This window comes from Neorhizobium sp. IRS_2294, assembly GCF_050500145.1.
GTDB lineage: Bacteria > Pseudomonadota > Alphaproteobacteria > Rhizobiales > Rhizobiaceae > Neorhizobium > Neorhizobium soli.
Genome location: NZ_CP191440.1, coordinates 92,238 through 116,207 on the forward strand (window position 1 = coordinate 92,238; position 23,970 = coordinate 116,207).

The window sequence follows — 23,970 nt, forward strand, 5'->3', positions numbered from 1 at the left end:
TATCCTGCTACGAATTAGAGCGCTTGCGCTTCGGCGTCGGCGAGAGCGACGGCGTCGGGCATCGCACCGCTGAGGATCGCTAGCCGTTTAATCAGTTCCGACAGTCCCTGGAGTGCCAGCAGGCCGAAACCAATCGGGATCATGGCCCAGACTGGCCACAGCACCAGCCCACCGGTATTGTTGGAGACCTCTCCGCTCACATATTTGGCGATGACGATCGGCCAGGACAGGTAGATGGTGACGAGGCAGAACGGCATCAGGAAGAAGATTGTCCCGAACACCTCGATCCAAAGCTGCGCCCGTCTGGGGAGCTGGCCATAGACCAGATCGACCTTGACGTGCTCGCTGCTCAGCAATGTCCAGGCCGCCGCCAACAGGAAGGCTGCGGAGAAAAGGTACCATTGCGCCTCGAGCCAGGCATTTGAGCTCAGATTGAAGACTTTTCGGGTCACTGCGTTGATGGCGCTGATCAGCACTGCCGCCAACAAAAGCCATGAAACGGCTTTACCGAAAAGCGTGTTCATCGCGTCGATAGCGCGCGACACGGCGAGTAGACCAGACATTACAAACCCTCCCAGGCAAGCTGCCCGAAGGCAGCTGTCCCATGCACTACTATCGCCGCAAATCACACGCGACAAGAGCATTATGACAAGAGGCCAATCTAGCGGTCTGGGAAAAGGCTTCGATACACGTTGCTATGGGCTGGAACAGACAGTGACGCAGGGAGCGCAAACGTCCCCCTGATTCTCGATTTCGACGCTTATTCTTTTCGCATGCAGCATGAACGCGTGACGCGCATGACGAGCGATTTCTGTCGTCAAATCAGTGACTTTGAGAAAAGAGACCTGGTTGCATCCGCCGTCGCTTCGGGCGACAATCGACGGATAGTGCACCGACGGCAAGCAAACGGGCGCCTAGGGCGCCCGTCGCAATACAGATCCGGAGCGGCCTTATTCGGCCACAACCGTCTTTCCGCCTTCCCACTTGTATACGGAAAAGCTCTGCGAGCTGAGATCGCCGGTTTCACCGTAGGTCAGTTCGCCAATGGCAGTCTTGATACCGGTGCCATCCTTGAGCGCTGCAGCAACTGCCTCAGCGTCGTCGGTGCTGCCAGCCTTGGCGACGCCGGCGGCGATGACCTCGACGGCTGCATAGGCGTTGAGGGTAAACGCTTCGGCGGGGATCTTTTTTGCAATGAGCGCATCGGCCGCGGCCTTGCTGTCGGCATTCTTCAGCGCGTCGGCAGCGTTGGTGAAGATCGTGCCGTTGGCTGCGTCGCCGCCCGTGGTGATGAACTCGCTGTTGGAAAGGCCGTCACCCGCGATCAGCTGCACGTTCATGCCGGCATCCTTCATCTGGCGCACCAGAAGGCCTGCTTCCGGGTGATAGCCGCCGAAATAGAGGACTTCGGTGCCTTCCGACTTCAGGCGTGTCACCAGCGCGCTAAAATCCTTGTCGCCCGCCGTCAGCGCGTCGTTGAAGACTTCCGTGATGCCGGCCGCATTCAGCGATGCCTTGAAGGCATCGGCGAGACCCTTGCCATACTGCCCCTTGTCGTTGAGGATGGCGATCTTCTTGTCCTTGAATTTCTCGACCACGAATTTCGCGGCAACGTCCGCCTGCTGGTCGTCCCGGCCGCAGGTGCGAAACACGGTGGAAAGGCCACGCGCGGTCAGTTCCGGCGAAGTGGCTGTCGGGGTAACCATCAGTGCACCGTTTTCGGCAAACGCGACCGAGGCGGGGATAGAGACGCCCGATGTGACAGGGCCAACCACGAAACGGATATCGTCGGCGATCAGCTGATTGGCGGCAGATACGCCCTGTTTGGGTTCGCCGGCATCGTCGACAATTCTGAGCACGAGCTTCTCGCCGTTGACGCCGCCCTTCTTGTTGATTTCCTCGACCGCGGTTTCCGCGCCGTTCTTGATCTGCGCGCCGATCGCAGCAACCGGGCCGGTCAGCGGCGCGATGAGGCCGACCGTGATGTCGGCGTAGGCAAGCGGGGCGAATGCGAGTGTGGCAGCGAGTGCCGCAGTGATTGTCTTCAATGTCATGTCAGTCTCCTGGGATGCGGACCTCCCGACCCGCGTGCTAATCGTGCGCCGAACCCGCTCAAACCGTCGGCAATGCCATGACTGGTGGAAGAGGGAGGGCGCGTCCGTCCGCGCGTGGCCATATTAGCTTCTCCGTGCGTCCGACAATTTTCCTAGAAATATTGGGCCGGTGACGCAAGAAGATAACCGGAAGCAGTGACCTCTTGATTGAATAATTCACGGCTTCTTGTGGGGACGTGATGGGCCGCTGCAGCCGTGCCTTTTCATGCCGGCAACTCCCACGACGGAACCAACCCATGATTCGAGCAGCCGTCCATGGCGCCCCGCCGGCGATCAGGCGGATACGTGTCTTTCTCCACACTGCGCCGCGGTTCGAAGACGACGACGGTGGGCATATTGCTGATAGTGGCGACTCAGATGCTGAAAGCGGCTCCGATCAGCGCCCTTGTGTAATTGGCCTTCGGGGCGTCAAAGATCGCGTCCGTATCGCCTTCCTCAACAATCTTTCCGTTGTTCATGACGATCACATGATCCGCGATGGCCCTGACCACGGCAAGGTCGTGGCTGATGAAGACGTAGGAAAGGTTGTGGTCGGACTGCAGCTTGCGCAAGAGGTCGATCACCTGTCCCTGCACGGACCGGTCGAGTGCCGAGGTCGGTTCGTCGAGGATAACCACACGCGGCTTGAGGATCATCGCGCGGGCAATCGCGATGCGCTGGCGCTGACCGCCGGAAAATTCGTGCGGGTAGCGATTGCGCGCCTGGGGATCGAGCCCGACTTCGGTCAGGGCGGCGATCGCGCGCCGGTCTCGATCCGCCTTGTTCAGCGAAGGCTCGTGGACGAGCAGACCTTCGGTGATGATCTCGCCGACTGTCTGACGCGGCGAGAGAGACCCAAAGGGATCCTGGAAGACGAGCTGCATCTCCTTGCGCAGGGACCGCATCTGCCGACGGTCGAAGCCGGAGATGTCGGTCTTGTCGAAGCGGTAATGACCACCGCTGTGGAGAAGCCGGAGCAGCGCGCGCCCAAGCGTCGATTTCCCCGAGCCGGACTCACCAACGATACCGATCGTCTGGCCCTGCCTGAGCTTGACGGTGACGCCGTCGACGGCCCGGAAACTCTTTGGACCCTTCGAAAAAAGCCCGCGGCCGATCGGAAAATCGACCGTGACATCGCGTCCCTCCAGAATGATCGGTGCGTTTTCCGCTGGCGGTTGCTTGCGACCCTGAGGTTCGGCATCGATCAGCATGCGGGTATAGGCGGAAGTCGGAGCCTTGAAGATCTGTGATGTGGCTCCCTGTTCCACCACTTCGCCGCGCCGCATGACGACGACACGTTCGGCAAAATGCCGGACAATGCCGAGATCGTGGGTGATCAGCACAATCGCCATGCCGAAACGCTCCTGGAGCGAGCGCAGCAGTTTCAATATCTGCGCCTGGACCGTCACATCAAGCGCCGTCGTCGGCTCGTCGGCGATCAGGACGTCGGGTTCGTTGGCAAGCGCCATGGCGATCATGACGCGCTGCCGCTGGCCGCCGGACAGTTCATGCGGGTAACTGTCAATGCGGCGGGCGGGATCGGGAATGCCGACCAGTTCCAAGAGTTCCAGCACGCGGCTGCGGGCCGCTTTCCGGCTGCCGCCGCGGTGGTAGACGATCGGTTCGGCGATCTGGCGGCCGATCGTGTAAAGCGGATCGAGCGAGGTCATCGGTTCCTGAAAGATCATCGTGATCTTGGCACCGCGGATCTTGTTGAGCTCGTTATTTCGCAGTCCGACCAGTTCCTTGCCCCGATAGGCGGCGGAGCCAGTGACGGTGCCGTTTCCAGCGAGCAGGCCCATAATGCCCATCATCGTCTGGCTCTTGCCGGAGCCGCTTTCGCCGACGACGGCGAGCGTCTCGCCGGCACGGACATCGAAGCCGATGCCCTTGACCGCATTGACCGTGCCATCCGGCGTCGTGAAATTCACTTTCAGGTCGCGGATCGAGAGAATGGTGTCTTTTTGATCGGTCATGTCAACGATCCTTCGGGTCGAGCGCGTCGCGCAGGCCGTCGCCGATAAAGTTCAACGAAAACAGCGTTGCCACGAAGAAGATGGAGGGAAAGATCAGGAGCCAGGGTGCCGACTGGATATTGTTGGCGCCTTCCGAAATCAGAGCGCCCCAGCTGGTCAGTGGCGCCTGAACCCCGAGCCCGAGGAAAGACAGAAAGCTTTCCAGGAGGATTACCTTCGGAACCACGACGGTGACGAAGACGATCACCGGTCCGATCGTGTTCGGGATGATATGCCGGCGGATAATTTGCCAGTCGCTCAGGCCGAGCGCTTGGGCAGCGCCCACGAATTCCCGGCGCTTCAGCGCCAGCGTCTGGCCTCGCACGATGCGCGCCATGTCGAGCCATTCCACAGCACCGATCACCAGGAAGATCAGGATGAAGGAACGACCAAAGAAGACGACCAGGACGACGACGAGAAAGACGAAGGGGAGAGAGTAGAGGATTTCGACGAAGCGCATCATGACATTGTCGACACGGCCGCCAAGATAACCCGCGGTCGCGCCGTAGAGCACGCCGATGCCAAGCGAGACGAGGCTGGCCAGCACGCCGACGGCAATCGAGATCTGGCCGCCGAGCATGACACGGGCAAGCAGGTCGCGGCCGTTCGGATCCGTGCCGAACAGGAAGTATTCCCGGCTGACATTCCCTTCGACCTTGAGAACGCGCCCGTCTTTTTCGGTCGCCACTACCTTGGTGTCGTCGAACTCGTTGGCACGGTCGAAATAACGCGTCGTGCGTGGGTCGATCGGATCCTCGGCGCTGATGGTCGCGGAAAAGATCTGGCCCGTCACCTCGAACGCGTCGAGGTTGACGCGGGCGCGAGTCGCGACGCCTTGCATGGCGCCCTCCAGCGATGCCTCGTCTGGCCGCGGCTCGAGACTTGGCGCCACCGTCACATAGGAAGAAAAGACCTGGTCATAGCTATGAGGCACAAAAAGTGGGCCGAGATAGGAAAAGAGCGCGATCAGAACGAGCATCACGCAGCCGCCCATCGCCGCCTTGTTGCGACGGAAGCGGATGGCGGCAAGCTGGAAAAGACTGCGGCTTGTGCTCTGGGGCGGGGTGGAAGGCGGATCGTTGGCGATATCAGTCATGACGGACCCTCGGATCGAGCAGGCCGTAGAGAAGGTCGACCAGGAGATTAAAGACGATAACAAAGATGGCGATCAGGACGACGGTGCCCATGACCAGCGTATAGTCACGATTGAGCGCGCCGAGCACGAAATAACGGCCGACGCCCGGAATGGTGAAGATGGTCTCGACGACGGCCGAGCCGGTCATCAATGCGGCGGCACAGGGTGCGAGATAGGAGACGACCGGCAGCATGGCGCCGCGCATGGCATGCGTGATGACGACGATCCTTGCCGGAAGGCCATAAGCGCGCGCGGTGCGGATATGGTCGGCATGCAGCGCCTCGATCATCGATCCGCGCGTCAGCCTGGCGAAAACGGCAAGCTGCGGCAGCGCCAGTGCGATCATCGGCAGGAGCAGGAACGAGAACGAACCATCTCCCCAGCCGCCGGCCGGCAACAGCGCAAGAAGAATTGCGAAAATCAGCGTCAAAACCGGGCCGACAACGAAATTCGGGATCGTCGTACCCATCGTCGCGAGCGTCATGATGGAAAAATCGAGCACGCTGTTCTGGCGCAGGGCCGCGATCGTGCCGAGCGTCACGCCGCCAATCAGGGCAAGAAGCAGAGCGTAGAAACCGAGTTCAATGGAGTAGGGAAGGCCTTTTCCGATCAGTTCCGCGACGGTGTTGTCCTTGTAGATATAGCTTGGACCGAAATCACCCTGCACGGCATTGCCGATATAGGTGAGATATTGACGCCATAACGGCTGGTCTAGCTGGTAGGTCCGCATGATGTTTTCCATCGTTGCGGGTGGCAGCGGACGTTCCAGGTTGAAGGGACCGCCCGGAGCAAAACGCATCAGGAAGAAGGAAATCGTCACGACGATGAACAGCGTCGGGACGGCGCTCGCGAGGCGGCGCAGGATAAAAGACAGCATGCAGTAGTCTCCTGCGGGATGGCGTCCGAAACGCTGTCGGACGCCATCCCGTGTCGATTATTCGGAAACGCTCAGGAAGCGGCTCAGGTGTTCATTGGCAGCATTGTCCTGCCAGCCCTTGATGCGGTCCGAAACAAGCCACAGATCGGCCTGGGTCAGGAAGGGAGCAATCGGCTGGTCGCGCATCAGGATTGTTTCCGCCTCATGCATGATCTTCGATCGCGCAGCCGGATCCGTTTCCGCATACGACTTCTTCATCAGATCGTCGAATTCCTTGCTCTCGTAATGCCCGTAATTGAAGGTCTTGTTGGTCGAGAGGTTCAAGGCGAGGAAGTTTTCCGGATCGGCATAATCGGCAACCCAACCGGCACGTGCCACGTTGAACTTGCCGCCTTCCTGGAGATAGGCGTAGTGCGAGGAGACATCGAGATTGCTCATCGTCACCTTGGCACCGAACGTGTTTTTCCACATGTCGGCAACGGCGGTGGCGACACGTTCGTGGTTCGGGTTGGTGTTGTAGCGGACCTCGATATTGAGCGGCTTGCCGCCTTCACCGTAACCGGCTTCCTTCATCAGTTCGATCGCCTTGTCTTCGCGGTCGAGCTGGGAAAGTTCTGCGAAATCGGCCTTGGCGGGTTCGCCATAGTTCGCCATGCCCGGCGGCACCAGCGAATAGGCGGGAAGCTGCGATCCGCTATAGATCTTCTTGGCCAGGAAATCGCGGTCGACGGCCATGGACAGGGCCTGGCGGACACGAACGTCGTTGAAGGGAGCCTCGCGGCCATCGAAGACGTAATAATAGGTCGCAAGCGTCGGCGACACATGAACCTGGTCCTTGTAGGCCGAGCGCAGCCGCTCGATCTGGTCGGCGGAGAAGTTATAGACGAGATCCATTTCCTTCGCCTCGAAGCGGCGGACGGACGCGGCCTGGTCGTCGATAGGGTAGAAGATCACCTTGTCGAGCTTGACGTTGGCGGCATCCCAGAAATTGGGGTTCTTTTGGACAACGAGGCTGTCGTTCGGCACATGGCTGACGAGCTGGAAGGCCCCGTTCGACACCATCGTGCCTGGCTTGACGAAATCGGCGCCGTTCTTCTCAAGGCTTGCCTTGGAGACAGGCAGGGCAGTCTGGTGAGCAAGAAGTTCAAGGAAGAAGGGGGTCGGGCGCTCGAGGGTGATCTCGAACGTCTTGTCATCGACGGCCTTGATGCCGAGTTCCTTCGGATCGGCCTTGCCGGTGTTGACCATTTCCGCGTTCTTGATCGGGTAGAGGATGTTCGCATATTTCGCGGCGGTCTTCGGATCTTCCACGCGCTTGAACGAGAATTCGAAATCCTGCGCCGTGACGGGCGAGCCATCGGACCACTTGGCATTCTCACGCAGCTTAAACGTGTATGTCAGTCCGTCGTCGGAGACCTTCCACGACTCCGCTGCACCCGGTACAATCTTGCCCGCAGCGTCGTAGATCGTCAGACCTTCATAAAGATCCTTCAGGATGAAGGCTTCGATATTGATCGAGGTCTGGGCCTGATCGAGCGTCTGCGGTTCGCCGGAATTGCCACGATGAAGCACCGTTTCAGCAAATGCCGGTGCCCCGGCCAGCAGAGTTGATCCGAGCAAAGCGACTGCAGCCGCACGCATGAGACGAGATGACATACCGTTATCCTCCTGGTTTTCCGTCCGATTGGGCGAGTGAATGCCAGAAATATCGGAACCGCAAGGCTTTTTTGCTCTCGACACAAATGCGGAGTGTATATCCGCGCGCCTCGACTAACCTCATAATTGCAGGGTCCTGCAGGGGCAATAGCCGGGGTATCCTGACCTGGCATCCGCGCCAGACCGTGAATCGAGAAAGCAGCGACATTTTACGTTCAGGTAAACCGAGCAGCGAATACCATGGTGTCGCGATCAGTGTGCCTGGAGTAATTTTATTGCAGGAGCACAAATGAAAGCGGTTTCCACCGATCTATCTCGATACAATCAGGGAGGGCATGGTTGGGCATCATCGGACTGCCATATGCGCCTCTCGCAATATGACGATCCGGCACCCCATCAGCGGCTCTCAAACATCGGGGACGGTGTAGCGTCGGCTATCACGGGCAACGAGCCGATGAGGCAAAGCGTCACGAATCTGCACGCTCCGCGGCTCACCCCTTCAACAAAGCGCTTCGGCCAAGCATGCGGGAGGTCGCGCCTAGTGGCGCTTTCTTCTGGAGATCTTGTTGCCGTGTGGACCGCTGACGACCGGCGTCCTGTCCCGATTTTCGGTGACCAGGGTTCGCCACCGGTCGAGACGATCGCCTGCAAGTTCGCCGCTTGCGACTGCAGCCTGAACGGCACATCCGGGTTCGTGGACATGGCTGCAATCGCGAAACCGGCACTGCGATGCCAGTTCGGCGATATCGGAAAAGAAGACATCGATACCGTCGGCAACATCACTTACATACAGCGTCCGGATCCCGGGTGTATCGATCACCCATCCGCCACCCGGTAGCGCGTGCAGCGATCGTGCCGTCGTGGTGTGTCTGCCCTGCGAGTCGTATTCCCGGATCGTGCCGGTCTTCTGTGTGTCCGACTGAGACCCGACGAGCGAGTTGACCAGGGTTGATTTCCCAACGCCCGACGATCCCACGAGCGCGCAGGTCTGTCCCTCGCCGCACCACGGCGCCAGGAGTTCGCGTGCCTCTACCGAGCGTCCGTTCAGGAGGATAACGGGCAGGCCAGGCTGCAGTCCCTGCGCCTGGACCCGGAAGACGTCAGCGTCTTCGGTCGTGTCCGCCTTTGTCAGGACGATCACCGGGTTGCTCCCGGCTTGTTCGGCCAGGATCAGATACCGTTCCAACCTTGAAAGGTTGAATTCGGCGTTGCAGGACGTCACGATGAACAGGGTATCGACGTTGGCAGCAACCAGTTGCGGGATCGTGTCGTTCCCCGCACGTCGTTGAAAGAGAGTTTTCCGTTCGAGACGGCGAACCAGCATGCCGCTGATCGGGTCGGCGAGGATCCAATCGCCGACCGCGAAATCGGCGGTGTTGGCGTTGGCTGGGAGCTCGAGGGCGGCCGGACCACCGGCATCAATAGCCTCCACGCGCGACCGGTGGACGGAGGCAATGCGCCGCGGCGCGAGTTCGTCTTCATCGGATGTGAGCTGATCCGAAAAGAAGTCCGACCAACCAAGTCGTTTAAGCGCTGTCATGTGAAGGGGGTCGATCAAAGGAAGGTCGCAATCTTTGGAGCTGTTAGGGTTGGACGGGGCCTGTTGGCTTCGGTTTCCCTTGGCTGCGCGAGAAGTTTGGCCGAAAAGAGTCTATGAGCGCCGGTGCGTCGCGGACGGAGGCAAGTTCTTTTGGACGCTGGCATACAGAACCATCCTCTTCAGACTGTATGCGCGGGGCGGTTGGCGGACAAGCCCTAATGAACCTCGTCGTGCGGGACGGGTCTGTAGAGCAGGTCAAAACTAAAGGTTGACTTGGCGGCCCTTCGTCTCTATCTTTGGTTTATCGATCTTTTGCTTGCTGAACTTTGGTTACCGCGCGATTGGCACCGCGCTCTGAACGAACTTCCCTCTCAAAATCAATCGTTACACTCATCCGTTCGGCTTCGGTCCTACGGTCACTCAACATTGCTTTGAAAGGGTTCATCATGACCACAGGCACAGTAAAATGGTTTAATTCCACCAAGGGTTTCGGCTTCATCGAGCCTGACAACGGCGGCGCTGACGCGTTCGTCCACATCTCTGCCGTCGAGCGCGCGGGAATGCGCGAAATCGTAGAAGGCCAGAAGCTTGGCTACGAACTCGAGCGCGACGCGAAGTCGGGCAAGATGTCGGCCTGCAACCTTCAGGCTGCCTAATCGTACCTGGTTTCGTCCTTGACCACGGATGTACTGGCACCGACGACACCAAGTTATTTGAGAGGCCGGGCTTACAGCCTGGCCTTTTTTGTTGGCTCGCTCAAAGCAGGCTCAACCACAGGAAAATCCATGACACAGATCCATTCGAAATCCAGACAGCAGGCCGAGATTGCCTTCGGCAATACGCAGACGCAGTTCTTTGCCCGAAATCACGCCGTCGCGGAAATGGACTCCCTCGTTGCGGCGCGCGAGACGAAAACACAAAGGCTGCGGCAGGCACGCCTCGCGAAGGATGCCGACGACATCGCCAAGGCATCCGCAGGCCTGATCGCAATGCGCGCCCGCAAGTCCGACCTTTAAGGATGCCATCTTGATGGACCAGAACACCGAGTGGACATCCGGTCAGTTGCGACGCGCGATCAAGGCGGCAGGCGTGGCGCTGTGGACCTGGAACGTCGATACGGACGCGTTCACGATGGACCAGCGGGGGTATGCACTATGGGATTTGGAGGTCGATGGCGTCCTGTCCTTTGAGGACCTTTCGGCCAAGGTCCATCCGGCCGACCGCGATCGTGTCAGGGCAGCGTTCTCGGCAACACGTGCCGTCGTTGGACCTTACGAGATCGACTTCAGGATCATGAGCGATGTTGAAGTTCGCTGGATCTCAGCACGCGGTCAGGGGAGCGATGAGGATATTCTGGCTCGGCAGATGACCGGCATCTTTCTCGATGTCACAGGCCGCAAGCAGGCTGAAGAAGGGCATGAGCTTCTCGCCGGAGAAATGAGCCACCGGGTCAAGAACCTGCTCGCCATCGCGTCAGGGCTGACGCAGATGACATCCCGGTCCTCGAGTTCGATCGCCGATATGACCTCACAGCTCACTCTAAGGCTAACCGCTCTCGGCCGTGCTCACGACCTTGTCCGGCCTTTACCTGGCGGGCAGGGCAAGGCCGCTCTTCTCGGTGACCTGATCACGATCTTGCTCTCCCCCTATGACGAGACGGCGGCGTTTGCTGGCCGTATTCGGGTAGCAGTTCCAAGGATGGGCGTGGGAGAGGCGGCAGCCACAGGCCTCTCGCTGGTGATCCACGAACTCGCCACGAATTCACTGAAATACGGCGCCCTGTCAGTCGGCACCGGAACACTGGATGTGTCCGGATCGGTCGAGGAGAACAATCTTATGGTGACCTGGATCGAGCAGGGCGGGCCAGAGGTTGTCTTCCCACAGGGCCCGGCCGGCTACGGTAGCAGAATGCTGGACCGTACCATGTCCGCTCACCTTGGAGGAACGATCTCCTATAACTGGACACCGGACGGAGCGCTGGTCACGCTTATCATCGACACGAGCCGGCTTGCCTCTTGACCGCTTGGAAAAGGCCTCGGCCGCAAGCCCGCGCCGGAAAACCGACGGGCTAACGCGCAGCTGTTTTGTCGTTGAACGTCTGCGCGGTCGCCTCGGTTGCCGGTGAATAAGTTAGCGTCCGCTTGTTTCGGAAACATGGCTAGATGAAGCGCGCTGATCAGCGCTTTTCGACATCGACTCGAAGCGCGCAACGATCAGATCAAGGTCATACGGCTTGGAGAAAAATTGTGCCGAAGATGGCAGATCGATCTCACCGGGCGTGATGCGACCGGAGGCAACCACGATCCCGGCGTGAGGGAAGCGAGCGGCGACTTCGTGGGCAAGGTCCACACCCGTCAGAAGGCCTGGCATCTGGATATCCGTGAACAGGAAGTGAATGGTCCCGTCGTCAATCTTGTCCAGGGCCTCGTCCACCGTGCCGGCTTCTATGACCTCGAACCCCGCATCCTCCAGGGCGTCTGTGACCGTCATCCGGATCAACACCTCGTCGTCCACCACGAGTACTTTGCGCATGTCCCACTCCCTGCATGTGGCCCTACAACAGACCGACGCGGTTATCGTTCCAAAAAACGCAGTGGGTATCAGACAACTGCATTGTCCTTTCCGGCTAGTGCGTTGCATTGCAGTGGCAGTAGAGCTTTCGGTTAGTAGCAAGGAGGTCTCGCCGTGCTTTCACATATTCTGGCCGACCGGGATGTGGTCGGGTCGGTTGATACGGCTGATCGTGGACTTACCGCCGACAAGTCTTCCCATCCACGTCGTCTGATTATCTCGCAGAAACATTCGCCAAGCGTCAGAGCAGTCCTCGACTTCTCGTCGATGACGTTAGCGATGACGTCTTGACGACCTTATCCAAGGCGCCATAAGGACCGCGGCCATCAACTAGCAGGACAGATGGCAATCCGCAGATCGCGGCAATATCCAGCTTGCGACCCCGCCCGGTTCACGATCGACCGGTATATTCATAAATTAGGAAGTCTGAAGTCGGCCGTGCCAGCGAATTTAAGTAGATGACCGCAGCGTTGCACCAGATGCGGCCACGGTTCCTGCCGGCAGCGAACGTAACCGACGGCATTACTCCAGGCCCAGGCCGCACGCTCTGATGCGATCTCAACGAAGACTTACGTTCGGCACGGATCTCTCTTGAATAATGCGTCGATCTGAGGTGCGTTTTGAGAAAACAATTGCCAGAGGAGCACGGCCAGAACGAACATCACATTCCAGGCGATCACCACGTCCGAGAGGAAGTGGCCTCCGAACTTCACTCGGTTGAATGAGAAGGCTGCCGCGACAATGCCGACCGCTGCGAGAAAAGTTGTCCGGTGTCTGGGGGTAACGAACACGACAAGTGTGAGCAGCGCAAAGGCGCTTGCGGCCTCTCCCGAGATAAAGGAACAATTTCTGACGCATTGGTCGGTGAGCTGCCACGGAGGGGTAAAGATCGCGCTGCCGCCGAATTCGTCGAGTGCTCTTGGACGCGCCCTCCCGACCAGCATCTTGATGAATTGAACGACCAGCCCCGGACCTGCTGCAAAGAAGGTCAGCACGAATAACAACTTATACGGTGCGGCTGAGTATTTCGGGTTCCTGAGGAAAGGACTTGCAAGCAAAAGCACGATTGCAAACCCGATCACGACCCAAGGCAGACGCCTGTTGAGGTCACGAAACGCAATGAGAAAACTGTTTTCCTCGAAAGCGAAGCCCGCGATGGGATCCCAGAAATAACGACTGACGATCAGGTCGATTTCCGGCACAGTTGCAAAGATCAGCGATACAAAACCCAGAAGCATAAGCGCTTCTGGAAGCAAACAGTGTGCTTCGTCTTCAACGGTCTTCGGATTTGCTTTTTGAACGTGGTTGAGATCAGTTACGTCCATGGGTGGTTCCTCTGTGAGGACCACGTTCTCTCGCCGGATTATCAAGATTTGACCGAGAACCGGAGAAGAGCATGTCAAAGTCAGAGAGTTTGACGATGATCTCATCGCTCGTGCTGGTCGTCGAGGACGACCAAGAGATTGCTTCCCTTATTGAAAAATATCTCGCAAGAGCCGGCTACAGGACGGTAAAGGCTTCGACAGGGCTTACGGCTCTCACCCACGTCCAGAGATTACAGCCCGACCTGATCCTGCTCGATATCGGCCTGCCTGACATCGATGGCTTCGATCTTCTGGCGAGGGTCCGGGCAAATTCCAGCGTGCCGGTCATCTTCCTGTCGGCGATGGATGACAGTACCGACAAGTTGCTCGGCCTGAAGCTCGGCGCCGATGACTATGTCACCAAACCGTTCAACCCGCAGGAAGTCGTGGCGCGGGTGGGCGCAGTCCTCAAGCGCACCAGAGGCGTTGGCGCTCATGAGGTTGTCCGGCACGATGGGGTCGAGGTTCAGCTGGAGGCCCACATCGCGATTGCATCGACGGACAAAGGCCGGGTCGAACTGCCGCTGACCGCAACGGAGTTTCGCCTTCTCGTTTGTTTCGTCCGGTCGCCGTTTAAGACCTTCGAAAGAGCATCCTTGCTGGACGCGTGCATGCCCGAAAGCGATGCGCTCGATCGAACCGTCGATACGCATATCGCTAATCTCAGGCGAAAGCTGGCGAGTTGCGGCCTGGACGGCTTTATCGTTGCCGTGCGCGGGATAGGCTATCGTTTCGCGAGGTCGACAGGTGTCTAGACCGGCTCTATCAACACTGACGGCGGCTCTGGTTTCCGTCATTCAACTGATGACCATCGCGCTCCTCTATATCCTGACCGACTGGTATATCGATCATGCCGAATTATCGGCACTGGACGCGCTGCCCCCCGATGCGAAACGTGCCTGGGTCAGCATCAACAATGGCGAGATCCCCGCACCGAGCGATCTCGCGGCACTCGCGCCGCTCTATCCGACACTGGAAGAGGCGACCGAGGCGTCCCCTGTCGAGGGTGTTTTAGGTTTCGGATTTCTGCTGATCGTGTTTACCAGCGGCATTGGCGTCGTCCTGGCCTACCGGCTCGTCGCGCCGCTCACCCGCCTGACGGCCGCAGCCGAAAAGATCCGGCAGGGCGATTTTCAGGTCACGGTCGAACCGGGCGCAACCAAGGAAGTCGAAACGCTTGCGATCACCATCAATCGCATGGCGAGCGAGTTGCTTGCATTGGAGACCCGCCTGAAATTCAATACGCGCGCGGTGGCCCACGAATTGCGCACACCACTGACGGTGCTGCAGGGCAATCTGCAAGGCATGACTGACGGCGTCATTCCCGTCAGCGAAGCCCAGTTGCGTGCGCTTTTGGCGCAGACACGGGGCATGTCGCGGCTGGTGGACCAGCTGAACACGCTCTCACTGGCGGGCACGATCGACTTTGTGACCGCGACCACGGCGACCGACTTGGCCTTGCATGCTTCGGAGACGGTGACCCTGTTCCAGATCTCCGCAGGCGGTGATGTCAATTTCCGAACCTACCTTGCGCCCGCACCGGCAATGATCGATCCGGACCGTTTCCGCCAGGCTATCCTCGCTCTTCTGGAAAACGCACGGCGATACGCGGGCGATTTCGGGCCGATCGATGTTCACACTGGGGTGGATGACACGGGGCGGTCGTTCATTTCTGTCCAGGACAAGGGTCCAGGACTACCAGACTATGCGCAGCACTCCTCTTTCGACATGTTCTGGAGAAGCGAGAGGCTCAGCGGTCGTGGCACGAGCGGTTCAGGGCTTGGTCTGACGATCGTCAAAGCGATTGCGGAAGGCCACAATGCCCGCTTGGAGGTCGGAAACAATCCTGACGGTGGCGCATACGCCAAGGTTACATTTGAGGTCGCGTAGACCTAAGCGATCCCGAGGACGCTCCAACTGAAATGGAGGCGAACAGCGCCTGCCTGTCGCACCGGGTAAGAATCTACCGCTTCTGACCGGCAGCGGAAATGCCTCCGCCTTGCGCGTCAAATTCGGTCGTCAAGCACTGCATCGCTCAGTTTAGACAGTTGGCCTAGCTTCGTGGCGTCGTCACGTCGTCGGTGTGCATCGTCCATCCTGTTGAACGTAGCTTCCGGGATGGGCCCGCTGTTCGCACAATCCCGTATTCGCTACTTCCCTGACACAGAGGTGAAGCCTTGCCTGCAGCGCTCATAGCGCTCCATCAGGGACAATTTCACGCAAGTGGCGATGACGAGGAGACGTTTCATGGCTGGAAGCGGCAAAGCAACGGGCGCTGTCCTGATCGGCCTGGCGCACGCCCATGCCGAAGCGCCACCGGTCGACGTGATCATCGTGGGAGGCGGGTCCGCCGGAGCGGTGCTTGCAACGCGCCTCAGCGCCGATCCTCATCGCACCGTACTGTTAATGGAAGCGGGGCCTAATTTTGAGCCGAGCGCCTATCCGCAGAGCCTGACCGATGCCGGCACTGTGGGGACTTCGGGTTTCGATTGGCACTATCACAGCGACGACACGACAAAGCTCGGCCATGACATTCCATTGCCGCGGGGCAGGGTGGTCGGTGGCAGTTCCGCCGTCAATGGCGCGGGCACGGCCGTCCGACTTCGCACGCTGGGCGGCGCGCGGGATCGAAGGCTGGTCCTGGAACGAGGTGTCGGCCGCTTACAAGGCTTTGGAAAACACCCCGACCGGCGACGATACCCTGCATGGTCGATCCGGCCCCTTTCCGGTCCGGCAGCGAACCCTCGAGGAACTGACCGCGTCCTCTCGCGGCTTCGTTCACGCCGCGTGGGCCTTGGGTCTGGCTGACGTTTCGGATTTTAACAGCGCGGCTGCGGACGGGGCAGGGGCCTATCCGCTCAACGTCGTCGACGAGAGGAGGATGAATACCGGCATCGTCTATCTCACCGAGGAGGTTCGCGCCCGCCCGAACCTCACCATCCGCGGCGAGACAGAAGTGGATCACGTTGTCTTCAGCGGCAATCGGGCCTCCGGCGTCCGGCTGGTGACGGGAGAGGTTTTGACCGGCGGCGAGATCATCTTGTCGGGCGGGGCGTTCGGAAGCTCGGCCATGCTGCTGCGCTCCGGCATCGGGCCTGCCGGCGATCTCCGCGCGCTGGAGATTCCTGTCCTGGCGGACCTGCCGGTCGGATCCCGTCTCCAGGACCATCCGTTCTTCTACAACGTCTACGCCCTGAAGGCCGCCGACAGGGCCATGAGCCCTGCAGCCGGCGCGCTTGTCTGGACGGGCTCAGCGGCAGCGACCGGCGGCGATCTCGACCTCCAGGTCTCCGCGACCCACTTCATCGACCCGAAGGCGAGCCCGACGGGCGGCGCGATCGTTCTCGCGGCTGCAGTAACGCTGCCAAAGTCTGTCGGCAGCTTCCGCCTGGCCTCGCGCGATCCGCTCGTCGCGCCGCGCATCCACTATAACTTCTTCGACGACCCGAGCGATCTCGACAGGATGGTGGAAGCGGTCAGGCTGTCCCGCGAGATCGGCAGAACCGCTCCTTTCGCGGGCATGGTCGATCACGAGATGGCGCCCGGCGATGCCGTGCAAAGCGACGCGGACCTGCGCGCCAATATCATCGCCAACATCGCGGCTTACCAGCATCCGACCTCGACGGTTCCGATGGGGACAGACACCGACGAGACTGCCGTTGTCGATGCCTTCGGGCGCGTGCGTGGCATCGAGAACCTTCGCGTCGTTGACGCCTCCATTCTTCCCGACATCCCGTCGGTCCCGACCAACGTCACCACCATCATGGTCGCCGAGCGGATCGCCGCGCGCATCCTCGCCTGACCGGCCGGATCGAAAGAGCCAGGCCGGCGCTCTCGCCGATCATAGCCCACATACGAAGGAGCATTCTCATGACATCTCTCAAAGGCAAGGTAGCGCTGATCACCGGTGCATCGCGCGGCATCGGCCGGGCGATCGGCGAGCGGCTCGGCCGCGAGGGCGCGACGGTTGCGATCAACTATCGCAGCCGTCCGAAGGAAGCGGCGGAAGCGGTGCGGGCCGTCGAGGATGCCGGCGGCGTGGCGCGTCCCTTCCAGGCCGATGTCGCCGATATGGCGGACATCCGGCGGCTGTTTGACGAGGTCGATACGGCCTTCGGCGGCCTCGATATCGTCGTCGCCAATGCCGGGCTGCCGTTCATCGGCGTGCCGGTCGTCGACGTGAAGGAAGAGGATTTTGACCGAATTTTTGGTCTCAATGCCAAGGGCTCGTTCTTCGTGCTCCAGGAAGCGGCCAAGCGGGTGCGGGACGGCGGAAGGATTATCGACATCTCGACCTCGACCACCGCGTTCACGGCACAGGGCATGGGCCTGCACGCGGCCTCGAAGGCCGGATCGAAGCTGATCGTCGAGGTTCTGGCGATAGAGCTGGGTCACCGCGGGATTACCGTAAACTCGGTCATGCCCGGCGCAACCAACACCGAGTTCATCAAGGATGCGCCGCAGGAAGAGCGTGACCGGATTGCGGCCGGGTCGCCACTCGGACGCCTTGGCGAACCCGACGAGATCGCCGATGTCGTCGCCTTCCTGGCTTCAGATCAGGCACGCTGGCTGACGGGGCAGCATGTTCTGGCCAACGGTGGAGCACGGGTATGAGCAAGAGCTATGTCGCCGTCTATACCGCGACCCTTGCCGCAAGCCCGGAACGGATCTGGTCCGTCGTTAGCGATTTCGCAGCGGTCGCCTCGTGGAACCCGATTGCCCGTGAAAGCCGTCTGGTCGCCGACGGAGAACGGGAGCTGGTCACGACCGACGGGACGACCGTCCGCGAGCGGCTAATATCCAGTGATGACGGGGCGCGTCATCTCACCTACCAGATGGTGACGTTTCCGATCCCGGTCAGCGCCCAGACGAACCAGATCCTGGTTCGTCCCGGCGAGAGCGCCGATGAAGCCAGCATCCGGTTCGAGGCGTCGTTCGTCCCGGTGGATGGGATCGATTCGGAGGTGGTGATGGGGATCAACCTCTCGGCGTTTGCGGCGGCATCTAGAGGACTGGCCGATCATCTCGGGGTTGCGCTTGTCAGGGCGTCTCTCTAATGCTGGTCGTGGTCTCCTTGGAATTGGCCCATCAAAAAACGGCCTTTGGCGGTCTTTGCGCCGATCTCGTAAAAGGACTGAACCCGTGCTCGACCTCAATGATTTCCGTACCTTCGTCCAGGTCGTCGACAGCGGCGGCCTGACAGCTGCAAGCCGCAGCACGGGCGTTGCGAAGTCGACACTCAGCCATCGGCTGCAGCAGCTTGAAGCCGCCCTCGGCGTCCGGCTGATCAATCGAACGTCACGGGTGCAGACGCTGACCGAAGCGGGCACTCTCTTCTATCGCCACGCGCTTGTCATGCTTCGAAACGCCGACATCGCGGAGAACGCGGTGCGCCAGAGGCTGGAGGAGCCGACGGGGGTCATCAAGTTCACGACGGCGATCGCGACCTCGGTCTATGTCCTGCGGCAGATCATACCGCAGTTCGCGATCGACCACCCGAAAATCCAGCTCGTCCAGCACACGGGCGACGAGCAGACGGACATCGTCGGCGGCGCTTTCGATCTCGCGATCCGGGCTCACGAGGGGCAGATGACCGATTCGGCCCTGGTGCAGCGGACGCTCTCTCCGGCGCCCTGGTTCATTTTCGCAGCGCCGCGCTATATCGAGCGTCGTGGCGAACCGAAGACACCGGACGAGCTTTCAGAACATGACCTTCTGGCGATGCATCGTCCCGGGCAGGCAACGGTGTGGAAGCTCAGCCATCCCGTGATCGGCGACCGGGTGCTTTCCGTCCAGCCACGCATGGCGGGCAACGACCTGATCATGCTGAAACAGGCTGCGGCAGACGGCATCGGGATCGCGGCACTTCCCGGTTACATCTGCCGGGAAGACGTGGCTGAGGGCAGATTGCAAAGGGTCATGCCGGAATGGCTGGCCGGCAAGGCGGAGATCACTGCAGTCCTGCCGTTCCGGGATTACGTGCTGCCTTCGGTGCGCGCGTTTCTCGACTATCTCATCATCGAGCTGCCGAAAGTGGTCAATCCGGATTCTGATCCCGTTTGATCCGCCTTTTCGTCGGCATTCTCATTTGGAGCCTTCATGTTTGAACCTAAGCCGCTGCACTTCGTGACCCTTCTCGGAAGCCTGCGTCATAAATCCTACAATGCTGCAATCGCTCGCGCCCTGCCGTCTCTCGCCCCGGAGGGCGTGACCATCACAGCACTCGGCTCGGTCGGCACGTTCCCGCTCTACGACGAGGATGTGCAGGCGGCAGGGTTCCCCGCGGAGGTGACGGCGATGGGTGAGGCGATCCGTCTCGCCGACGGCGTAATCATCGTCACGCCCGAGTACAACTACTCGGTCCCGGGTGGCATCAAGAACGCGCTGGACTGGCTTTCACGGCTGCCGAACCAGCCGTTTGCCGGCAAGCCGGTGGCCATCCAAACGGCGTCAGCCGGTATGCTCGGCGGCGCTAGGGCCCAGTATCATCTCCGACAGATCCTCGTCTATCTGGATGCCGCCGTTCTCAACAAGCCGGAGGTCATGATCGGGCATGTCGCAGCCAAGGTGCACAGCGAAACGCTGGAACTGACCGACGCCGACACGCGCCACTTCCTGGCAAAGCAGGTTTCGGCCTTCGCGCACTTTGCGCAAAGGTACCGAGTCTCAGGCTGAACGCCGCCTGCAACGCGTGCGGATAACCGACGGACCAAGCGCCTTTTGGCTCAGTAGGTCGGAACCCGCGTTTTCATCGCTGTTCCTCCGGCGGATACGGAAAGGCCGCCTCAGCAACCGTCGCTGTGAGAAACGACCTTTAGCTCAGGCCGAGAGGCGTGGCTTGACCTCGCGGCCGAGCATTTCGATCGACCGCAGCATCGCCGGCTGGTCGCTTGCCGCGGAGCTCATCTGGAACGTCAGCCGGTCGATGCCGCCGAGGTCATCGGACGTCTGCCGGATCTTTGCCGCCACCGTATCGGGATCACCGACGAGGAACGCGCCGCCGGGCCGAACCAGGTTGTCGAACTGCGCGCGCGTCGACGGTGCCCAGCCACGCTCGAGGCCGATCTTGGTGAACATCGCCTGCCAGCCGGGGAAGAAGCGATCCTCCGCCTCGCGGTCCGTCTCGGCCACGAAGCCGAGCGCATGAATGCCGACGCGCAGTGCTTCGGGCGCGTGCCCGGCGCGTGCTCCGGCCTCCCGGTAAAGATTGACCAGCGATCGAAACCGCCGGAATTCCCCGCCAATGATCGCCACCATCAGCGGAAGACCTAGGATCCCGGCACGGGCGAAGGATTGCGGCGTGCCGCCAACCCCGAGCCATATGGGCATCTTCGGCTGGGCAGGACGAGGGTAGACACCCTGGCCGTCGAGTGGCGCCCGAAACCGGCCGGACCATGTCACATTGGTCTCGTCGCGCAGGGCGAGCAGCAGTTCCAGCTTTTCCTCCGACAGGGCATCGTAGTCGTTGAGGTCGAGACCGAACAGCGGATAGGCCTCGATCGAGGATCCCCGACCAACGACGATTTCAGCCCGTCCCCGCGAGATGAGGTCCAGCGTCGCGAACTCCTGGAAGACGCGGACGGGGTCTGCGGCGCCAAGCACCGTTACCGCGCTGGTCAGCCGGATCGACTTCGTCCGCGCGGCGGCGGCGGCAAGGATGACGGCCGGTGCGCTGTCGAGATAGTCGATGCGGTGGTGCTCACCAATGCCGAACACGTCGAGGCCGGACGTATCGGCCATCTCGATCTCGTCGAGCAGGAAACCCATGCGATCCATGGCGCTGACACCCTTGACGGTTGCCGCAAAACTGTCAATTCCGATTTCCAAAACCATAGTTCCTTTATTTGCAGTCGATCGCCGGTGATGCGCTCGTTTTAAGTCATGGGCTCCGGCATCAGAAGGGACACGAGCAGGACGCTAAGTCCAGCACGTTGGACAGAGGTAAACGCCGCAAGCGTCATGTCAGAGGGATTTCGCGGCTGTCGCCGATAGCTCTTCCAGATCGAGGTCTCGCTCCAGGTCATGCAGCGTTTCGTCACTGATCTGGTGGGCGCGATGAAGGCGCACGAGTTCGGCCCGGCCGGCCCTTACCGCCTCGAGGACGAGGTCGTAGTGGGCCGTGATCTCGTCTACGAAAGTGTCTTCATCGTCCGCGTTCTGGAATGCCTGGTCGGCGCGCCGCTGGAAGCCCTCGAGCAATCGAGGGTGAGCAAGCGTTCCGTCGTCGGTATAGGCCTGCGACCGGACGGCGACGAGCTGGGCTGCTGCGACCGCCGCTTCCGCCTGTGCAAGGCTCAATGCCGGGCGCACGCCCCGATCAGACAGGTTCGCAGCGCGGATGACCAGCCCAAGCGTCATCCCCTGGAGAAGAACAGTGACGAGAATGGCGGCGAAGGCTGCGACCAGCATGAGGTCGCGACCTGGCATGGTTTCGGGGACGGTCAGGGCAACAGCGAGGGTGACCACGCCACGCATGCCCGCCCAACTCATCACCGTCGCGGCCCTCGGGCCGAGCGGGTCGACGATGGGAAATCCGAGCCGGTTGAGCAGCGCCAGAACGGCGTCGCAGCCGAAGATCCAGACGAAGCGCGCCAGCGTCATCGCGACGATCACGCCCACGACCGGAACCGCCATGGTGGCAAGGACAGTCTCGAATCCCCCGACGCGTTCCAGCACGCCGCGCAGCGAAAGACCGATGAGGATGAAGATCATGGCCTCCATCAGGAACACCATGACGTGCCAGAAGGCGCCGGCGCGGATGCGAACGCTCGCGGTAAAGACGACGTGCTGGTACCAACCGAAAACCAGGCCCGCGGTGACTGTGGAGATGACGCCCGAGACGTGGATCGCTTCGGCAGCCAGATAGGCGGCCCAGCCGAGGATCAGGGAGGCGAGGATCATCAGGGTCTCGTCGCCCAGCCGCCGGAGGAGGAAGGTCCAGGCCCCACCCACGACGGCGCCGACCACGACGCCGCCAATCGCCAGGAAGCCGAACTCGAGGCTCGCATCCACGGCATCAAAACTTCCCGTCAAGGCTGCCGCGACAGCGAAGCGGAAAAGCACCAAGCCGCTGGCGTCGTTCAGGAGGCTTTCACCCTCGAGAAGCGTTGTCAGCCTGCGGGGAAGCTTCACGCGCTGCAGAACCGCCCGTGCCGAGACGGCATCCGGTGGCGAAACAATGGCGCCAAGGGCGAAACAGGCGGCCCAGGGCAGCGCCGGGACCAGCCAGTGAACAACAAGCCCCACCACCAGGGTGGTGAAGACGACCGCGCCGATGGCCAGCGACAGAATGCCGGCGCTGTGGCGGCGGAAGGCGGCAAGCGCGGTATAATAGGCCCCGTCCATCAGGAGCGGCGGCAGGAAAAGCACGAGAACCAGCTCGGGATCCAGCTCGATCACCGGCAGTCCGGGAAGGAAGGCCAGGGCCCCGCCGCCGACGAGAAGGGCGACAGATGGCGGAAGCTTGGCGCGTTCGGCAAACCAGTGCAGGGCGAGGATCGCGAGACGCAGGGTAAAAACCAGTTCGAACGTTTCGGCCGGATGCATCTCTCTCTCCCCAAGGTGCCAATCTCTCTGATGGCGGATACCTCCAGAGTATAGGGCCAGTCGCCCAAAATTTGTGGTGTGTAACAGATCAATGGATGTGCATTGCTGCTCCTGCACCCTTAGGTATTCGAACAGCTGCTTAAGGCAGTTACTCTGAGCATTTGCGACATAGCAAGAAAGGCCGCCTGATCCCAACGCTGCTGATGAACCGATCATATGGTTCGTCGCGGGCATGCAGACCAAAAGATAGGATGGGTCGCGATAGCGGGCCACACCTGATCAAGTTCGCGCTGCCTCAGGCGGGTTGGATGCCGGCTGACGGTCCGATCGATGGGCCATCAGCCTTGTTGCGTGCAGTCGAGGGATCAGCGGGCGATGAAGCCGCCGTTGATGAAGAGGGTCTGCGCGGTGACCCAACTGCCGCCCGGGCTGACCAGGAACTCGATCAGCGGGGTGATCTCGTCGATTTCGCCGAGCCGGTTCTGCGGGCTCATGCCGGAGAGGAAGGCCTTCGATTCCGCGCTTTCCACCGGGTAGAAGAAGGAGGTGTTGAGCGGGCCGGGTGCTACGGTGTTGACGGTGACGCCCCGGTGGCCGATCTCCTTGGCAAGCGCGCGCGTAAAGTGTTCGAGCGGCGCCTTGGAGCCCGCATAGATCGCGTATAGCCCGGTCGTTGCCGCCTGCAGCGTCGTGCCGATGTTGATGATACGGCCGTTGTCGGCGATCCTTTTTGCGGCTTCCTGCATGCAGAAGAACGCCGCCTTGCTGTTGATTGCGAAGCTCTGGTCGAAGTCGGCCTCGGTGATCTCGACAAATGGCTTCTTGACCACCTTGCCGACCGTGTTCACCACGATGTCGAGCTGGCCGAACGTCTTGTCGACCGCGTCGAACAATCTTGCGACATCGGCGACCTGGGTCAGGTCGGCGCTGAACAGAAGGGGCTCGGCACCGTGATGCTTGATCTCGGCGGCAGTTTCTTCCGCTTCGCCGCGGGAGGCCTCGCCGTGATAGTGGACGGCCACGCCGCGGCAGCCGTTGCGCGCCAGCATGACGGCATAGGCCCGACCCTGGTTGCGCGTTGCACCCATCACCACTGCAACCTGGCCGTCGTTATTTTTGATCATGTCGCTGGTCGTCATTGTCTTTCTCCTTGTTGATGATCAAGGAATAGGC

General features: G+C 60.7%; 22 protein-coding genes. 10 read left to right on the forward strand and 12 right to left on the reverse strand.

Features of this window, described 5'->3' with window-relative positions; genetic code table 11:
* Positions 1–14: 14 nt before the first annotated feature.
* From ACQY1K_RS17745 to rsgA, 7 genes are all read right to left on the reverse strand, one after another.
* Entirely contained in the window at positions 15–563 is a 549-nt protein-coding gene (locus ACQY1K_RS17745; protein WP_062459277.1) for a TRAP transporter small permease subunit, read from the reverse strand.
* A 387-nt stretch (positions 564–950) separates the two neighbouring features.
* A complete protein-coding gene (locus ACQY1K_RS17750) occupies positions 951–2,054 on the reverse strand; it encodes a branched-chain amino acid ABC transporter substrate-binding protein (protein ID WP_430259961.1) in 1,104 nt (367 codons plus the stop codon).
* A gap of 413 nt (positions 2,055–2,467) precedes the next feature.
* Positions 2,468–4,069: an ABC transporter ATP-binding protein gene (locus ACQY1K_RS17755; protein ID WP_430259963.1), complete on the reverse strand. Its 1,602-nt coding sequence runs from the start codon at positions 4,067–4,069 to the stop codon at positions 2,468–2,470.
* 1 nt (position 4,070) lies between these two features.
* The gene (locus tag ACQY1K_RS17760) at positions 4,071–5,204 is read right to left on the reverse strand and encodes an ABC transporter permease (RefSeq protein WP_092663301.1); all 1,134 of its coding nucleotides are present in this window, start codon (positions 5,202–5,204) and stop codon (positions 4,071–4,073) included.
* Positions 5,197–6,120 carry an oligopeptide ABC transporter permease OppB gene (gene oppB, locus ACQY1K_RS17765; protein WP_062459288.1) on the reverse strand — a complete coding sequence of 308 codons (924 nt, stop codon included), beginning with the start codon at positions 6,118–6,120 and terminating at the stop codon, positions 5,197–5,199. Before oppB ends, ACQY1K_RS17760 begins: the two co-directional genes overlap by 8 nt.
* Before the next feature lie 57 nt (positions 6,121–6,177).
* Positions 6,178–7,761 (reverse strand): peptide ABC transporter substrate-binding protein, encoded by a 1,584-nt coding sequence (locus ACQY1K_RS17770; RefSeq protein WP_244508866.1) that lies wholly within the window; start codon positions 7,759–7,761, stop codon positions 6,178–6,180.
* A gap of 553 nt (positions 7,762–8,314) precedes the next feature.
* Positions 8,315–9,316: a ribosome small subunit-dependent GTPase A gene (gene rsgA, locus ACQY1K_RS17775; protein WP_092663297.1), complete on the reverse strand. Its 1,002-nt coding sequence runs from the start codon at positions 9,314–9,316 to the stop codon at positions 8,315–8,317.
* Between the two features lie 446 nt (positions 9,317–9,762).
* Between rsgA and ACQY1K_RS17780 the strand changes: the two genes are divergently transcribed.
* The 3 genes from ACQY1K_RS17780 to ACQY1K_RS17790 all read left to right on the forward strand — a co-directional run bounded on the left by ACQY1K_RS17780 (position 9,763) and on the right by ACQY1K_RS17790 (position 11,335).
* Complete coding sequence (locus ACQY1K_RS17780; RefSeq protein ID WP_062459297.1) at positions 9,763–9,972, forward strand: cold-shock protein; 210 nt, start codon at positions 9,763–9,765, stop codon at positions 9,970–9,972.
* Positions 9,973–10,101: 129 nt separating this feature from the next.
* On the forward strand, positions 10,102–10,332 hold the full coding sequence (locus tag ACQY1K_RS17785) for a hypothetical protein (protein WP_430259966.1): 231 nt from the start codon (positions 10,102–10,104) through the stop codon (positions 10,330–10,332).
* Positions 10,333–10,345: 13 nt separating this feature from the next.
* Entirely contained in the window at positions 10,346–11,335 is a 990-nt protein-coding gene (locus ACQY1K_RS17790) for a sensor histidine kinase (protein WP_113166133.1), read from the forward strand.
* Between the two features lie 111 nt (positions 11,336–11,446).
* On the opposite strand, the gene ACQY1K_RS17795 is transcribed toward ACQY1K_RS17790, so the two are convergent.
* Together ACQY1K_RS17795 and ACQY1K_RS17800 are read right to left on the reverse strand one after the other, a co-directional pair.
* Positions 11,447–11,848, reverse strand: coding sequence for a response regulator (locus tag ACQY1K_RS17795; protein ID WP_062459305.1), 402 nt, complete (start codon positions 11,846–11,848; stop codon positions 11,447–11,449).
* Positions 11,849–12,456: 608 nt separating this feature from the next.
* Positions 12,457–13,212, reverse strand: a complete 756-nt coding sequence (locus ACQY1K_RS17800; RefSeq protein WP_430259968.1) for a phosphatase PAP2 family protein — start codon at positions 13,210–13,212, stop codon at positions 12,457–12,459.
* 95 nt (positions 13,213–13,307) lie between these two features.
* On the opposite strand from ACQY1K_RS17800, the gene ACQY1K_RS17805 reads away from it, so the two are divergent.
* From ACQY1K_RS17805 to ACQY1K_RS17835, 7 genes are all read left to right on the forward strand, one after another.
* Entirely contained in the window at positions 13,308–14,006 is a 699-nt protein-coding gene (locus ACQY1K_RS17805) for a response regulator transcription factor (protein ID WP_430260579.1), read from the forward strand.
* Positions 14,007–14,055: 49 nt separating this feature from the next.
* Positions 14,056–15,141 carry a sensor histidine kinase gene (locus ACQY1K_RS17810; protein ID WP_246454117.1) on the forward strand — a complete coding sequence of 362 codons (1,086 nt, stop codon included), beginning with the start codon at positions 14,056–14,058 and terminating at the stop codon, positions 15,139–15,141.
* 670 nt (positions 15,142–15,811) lie between these two features.
* Positions 15,812–17,053, forward strand: coding sequence for a GMC family oxidoreductase (locus ACQY1K_RS17815; protein WP_430259970.1), 1,242 nt, complete (start codon positions 15,812–15,814; stop codon positions 17,051–17,053).
* Positions 17,054–17,121: 68 nt separating this feature from the next.
* Positions 17,122–17,865, forward strand: a complete 744-nt coding sequence (locus tag ACQY1K_RS17820) for an SDR family oxidoreductase (RefSeq protein WP_430259972.1) — start codon at positions 17,122–17,124, stop codon at positions 17,863–17,865.
* Complete coding sequence (locus ACQY1K_RS17825; protein WP_430259974.1) at positions 17,862–18,308, forward strand: SRPBCC family protein; 447 nt, start codon at positions 17,862–17,864, stop codon at positions 18,306–18,308. The genes ACQY1K_RS17820 and ACQY1K_RS17825 overlap by 4 nt, the downstream gene beginning before the upstream one ends.
* Positions 18,309–18,393: 85 nt before the next feature.
* Positions 18,394–19,314 carry a LysR substrate-binding domain-containing protein gene (locus ACQY1K_RS17830; protein WP_430259976.1) on the forward strand — a complete coding sequence of 307 codons (921 nt, stop codon included), beginning with the start codon at positions 18,394–18,396 and terminating at the stop codon, positions 19,312–19,314.
* A gap of 36 nt (positions 19,315–19,350) precedes the next feature.
* Positions 19,351–19,926, forward strand: a complete 576-nt coding sequence (locus ACQY1K_RS17835; RefSeq protein ID WP_430259978.1) for an NADPH-dependent FMN reductase — start codon at positions 19,351–19,353, stop codon at positions 19,924–19,926.
* A 144-nt stretch (positions 19,927–20,070) separates the two neighbouring features.
* On the opposite strand, the gene ACQY1K_RS17840 is transcribed toward ACQY1K_RS17835, so the two are convergent.
* From ACQY1K_RS17840 to ACQY1K_RS17850, 3 genes are all read right to left on the reverse strand, one after another.
* A complete protein-coding gene (locus ACQY1K_RS17840; protein WP_430259980.1) occupies positions 20,071–21,078 on the reverse strand; it encodes an Atu2307/SP_0267 family LLM class monooxygenase in 1,008 nt (335 codons plus the stop codon).
* Between the two features lie 135 nt (positions 21,079–21,213).
* Positions 21,214–22,797 carry a Na+/H+ antiporter gene (locus ACQY1K_RS17845; protein WP_430259982.1) on the reverse strand — a complete coding sequence of 528 codons (1,584 nt, stop codon included), beginning with the start codon at positions 22,795–22,797 and terminating at the stop codon, positions 21,214–21,216.
* 365 nt (positions 22,798–23,162) lie between these two features.
* Entirely contained in the window at positions 23,163–23,936 is a 774-nt protein-coding gene (locus ACQY1K_RS17850) for an SDR family oxidoreductase (RefSeq protein ID WP_430259984.1), read from the reverse strand.
* Positions 23,937–23,970 lie beyond the last annotated feature (34 nt).